Source organism: Streptomyces sp. SM1, assembly GCF_002910825.1.
In the GTDB taxonomy this organism is placed as follows: Bacteria; Actinomycetota; Actinomycetes; order Streptomycetales; family Streptomycetaceae; genus Streptomyces; species Streptomyces okerensis.
The window spans coordinates 1-3,132 of the sequence record NZ_NEUB01000776.1 but is presented as its reverse complement, the minus strand read 5'-3'; the positions used below and the strand labels follow the sequence as shown (position 1 = coordinate 3,132).

The window sequence follows — 3,132 nt, the reverse complement described above, 5'->3', positions numbered from 1 at the left end:
GTCCTCGGCCGGTGGACGTCGGTCAGGCCCATCAGGGTGCGGATGGCGGGCGCTTCCTTGAGGAGCGTCATGGTGGTACGTCCCCTCAGCCGGCGAACGCGGCCTTGGCCTCGCCGAACAGTGCCTTGGCGGCGTCGGCCGGCCTGGTCCTGCCCTGGGCGACCTCGCCGCCGATGCGCAGGAACGCCGCCTCGATGACGTCGGCGCCCGACGGGTGCGGGGTGATCTTGCCGAGGACGCCGGCCTCCGCGACCTCTTCCTCGTAGGCCGCGACGCCCTTGTTGTTGGCGTCGGTGGGCTTGAACGCCTCGTACTGTTCGGTGGTGGCGAGGATGCCGCGGTCGTAGCCCATGATCTTGCCGATCTCGGGGTCGTGGACCATGAAGTCGATGAACTGGGCGACCTCCTTCGGGTGCTTCGTGCCGGAGAAGCCGCTCAGCATCAGCGAACCGAGGTACTGGCCGGTGCTCTTGCCGTCCGTGGTGGGGATCGGCGCCAGCCCGTAGTCGGACTCGCCCTCTCCCTCGTAGCGGATGGAGAAGTTGTCCCAGGTGAATTCGGATGCCGCGAGACCCGCGGAGAGCGCCGACTTGGGCTTGGCCTGCTCGACCTTTTTCGGGTCGGCGACGAGCCCGGACCTCACCCGCTTGTAGCCGTCCGCCCACCACTCGGTCAGATCGTCCTCGGTGAACCCGAGATCGGTGTCCGTGAAGAAGGCCTTGCCGTTCTGACGGAGGTAGAGGTCGTACAGGTACATGATGCTGAAGGAGCCGGTGTCACCGGCTATCTTCAACTTGTCCTGGATCTTCTGCAGCGCGTCGAAGTACTCGTCCCAGGTCCAGCCGAACTTCGCCTCCACACCGGCCTTCTCGAAGGCCTTGAGGTCGATGACGAGCGCCATCGTGTTGGCGCCGACGGGAACGGCGATCTGCTTGCCGTCGACCTGACCGTTCGCCAGGACTCCGTTGCGGAAGTTGTCCAGGCTCAGATGCCCGGCGTCCGCCTGCGTCCTGAGGTCCAGCAGAACACCGCGCTTGCCGTACTTGCGCAGGAATCCGACCGCATTCTGGAATACGTCCGGCGGATTCCCGCCGGAGGCCTGGGTCTGGAACTTCTCCCAGAACGCCTCGTAGTCGGTGAATTCCGGCTTGATCTTGATCTTCGGATACTTCTCCTCGAAGAGCTCGATCGTCTTCCTGATCGCGATGGTGCGGGGCTCGCCACCCCACCACGCGTAACGGATCGTCACCGTCCCGTCGCCCGAGCCGCTGCCGCCCCCCACAGGCGGTGGCCGTCGCACCCAGGCCCGCGACGGCCAGCGAGGCCCCCGCGGCCTTGAGGACCGTCCGCCTTCCGGTGCGCCTCTCCGCGCCCCTGCCCTGCTGCATATGAGCCTCCCCGCGACGTTCGCGTCCGCTTCATGAATCGTTTCAAGTAAGCGCTTGCTGGCACAAGTTACGGAGGGCCCAGGGGGACGTCAATGATTCGGACAGGAATTCATGGCCACCGCGGGCGCGCGAGGACGGTGACACGCTCGGCCCCGGGGTTTCCGCCGGGCCGAAAACCCCAGGTGGGCACCCCGCGGCCGACGGGCCGAACGTCACGGCGACGGCCGGGGGCGGTGGGCCCGGGGAAAGTCACGGTTGGATGAAGGCGACCGAAAGCGGAGCGGCCGGGCGGGCGCGCCACGACCCTCCCGGGCGCCCATGACAGAGCGGCCCGGCTCACGATTCGTGAGCCGGGCCGCCTGATGATCCGGTGGGCGATACTGGGTTCGAACCAGTGACCTCTTCGGTGTGAACGAAGCGCTCTCCCACTGAGCTAATCGCCCGGACGCAGGGAGAACATTACCCCATGTCAGGGGGTGCGCGTGACCAGCGGGGGCCGGGCGGGCCGGCCCCCGCGAGGGTCACTGGTTCTCGATCTTCCAGGGCATCACGAGGCCGAACTTCCACAGGTAGAAGCCGGACACCGCGGCCACGATCACCACACCCACCGAGGTCAGGATGATGTTCCGGCGCCGCACCCGGGGGTCCAGGGCACGCTGGGCCGCCTCGGTGACCTTGCGCTTGGTCCAGCGCAGCACCAGCTGGGCCCAGGCGAACTCGGTCGCCCAGATGGCCATGCCCCCGAAGATCACGACCCACCCCGGTCCGGGCAGCACCAGCATGGCGGCACCGGCCGCCACGACCGCGAGCCCGACGACGAAGACGCCCACCTGCCAGCTGATGTGCAGGGCGCGACGCGCTTTGACGAACTCCGGCGCCCTCGATCCGAGCGCCCGCTCGCCCCGGCTCCCGCTCTCGTCCACCGTCACCCCGTGAGCCGCCGCCGTGGCCTCGATAGACTTGTTACTCCCCGTGTTCATACATCCAAACACTACCCGCGCGAATCACTTCACCGGAATGGGCGCAGGACCCGAACGATCTCTCGGCCGGAAGAGTTACGTAATCCCACGCAAAACACTCAGAGGGGTTTACAACGGCACCGTAGGTGGCATGTCGATTTCGCCGACGTGCGAATCCCCGAGCGCACACTGAGCGAAAGGCCCTGGCGCTTATGAACACCACGGTCAGCTGCGAGCTGCACCTGCGCCTCGTTGTGTCGAGCGAGTCCTCCCTGCCTGTCCCCGCAGGCCTGCGGTACGACACGGCCGACCCCTACGCCGTGCACGCCACCTTCCACACCGGAGCCGAGGAAACCGTCGAGTGGGTGTTCGCCCGCGACCTGCTCGCCGAGGGACTTCACCGCCCCACGGGCACCGGCGACGTCCGCGTCTGGCCGTCGCGCAGTCACGGTCAGGGCGTCGTGTGCATCGCCCTGAGCTCACCGGAGGGGGAAGCCCTGCTCGAGGCCCCGGCACGGGCCCTGGAGTCCTTCCTGAAGCGCACAGACGCCGCCGTGCCTCCCGGCACGGAACACCGGCACTTCGACCTCGACCAGGAGCTCTCGCACATCCTGGCGGAAAGCTAGGCGAGGCTCACCAAGCCGCCCGGCGCCGTCGACTCGGGGTGACGGCTCGGGCCCGGACAGCCGCATACGGGCACCCGCATACGGCTCACACACAACGGCGCCGACGCCGCGGACCTACCGCGGCCGGCGCCGTTGTGCCGTGCGGCGCTTGCGCGGAGG

At 68.0% G+C, this 3,132-nt stretch carries 2 protein-coding genes, 1 tRNA gene and 1 pseudogene; 1 reads left to right on the top strand and 3 read right to left on the bottom strand.

Annotated elements, in window-relative coordinates; genetic code table 11:
• Positions 1–85 precede the first annotated feature (85 nt).
• The 3 genes and pseudogenes from B9S61_RS23795 to B9S61_RS23785 form a co-directional block, all read right to left on the bottom strand.
• A pseudogene (locus tag B9S61_RS23795) lies at positions 86–1,388 on the bottom strand (ABC transporter substrate-binding protein).
• Between the two features lie 371 nt (positions 1,389–1,759).
• Positions 1,760–1,831: transfer RNA gene (locus B9S61_RS23790), tRNA-Val, on the bottom strand.
• A gap of 78 nt (positions 1,832–1,909) precedes the next feature.
• Entirely contained in the window at positions 1,910–2,368 is a 459-nt protein-coding gene (locus B9S61_RS23785) for a TIGR02611 family protein (protein WP_103544086.1), read from the bottom strand.
• A 191-nt stretch (positions 2,369–2,559) separates the two neighbouring features.
• On the opposite strand from B9S61_RS23785, the gene B9S61_RS23780 reads away from it, so the two are divergent.
• Positions 2,560–2,973 carry an SsgA family sporulation/cell division regulator gene (locus tag B9S61_RS23780; RefSeq protein ID WP_004002642.1) on the top strand — a complete coding sequence of 138 codons (414 nt, stop codon included), beginning with the start codon at positions 2,560–2,562 and terminating at the stop codon, positions 2,971–2,973.
• Positions 2,974–3,132 lie beyond the last annotated feature (159 nt).

Coding starts and splice junctions, on each gene's coding strand:
- B9S61_RS23785 (WP_103544086.1), bottom strand. CDS start 2,368: ATGAACACGGGGAGTAACAAGTCTATCGAGGCCACGGCGGCGGCTCAC.
- B9S61_RS23780 (WP_004002642.1), top strand. CDS start 2,560: ATGAACACCACGGTCAGCTGCGAGCTGCACCTGCGCCTCGTTGTGTCG.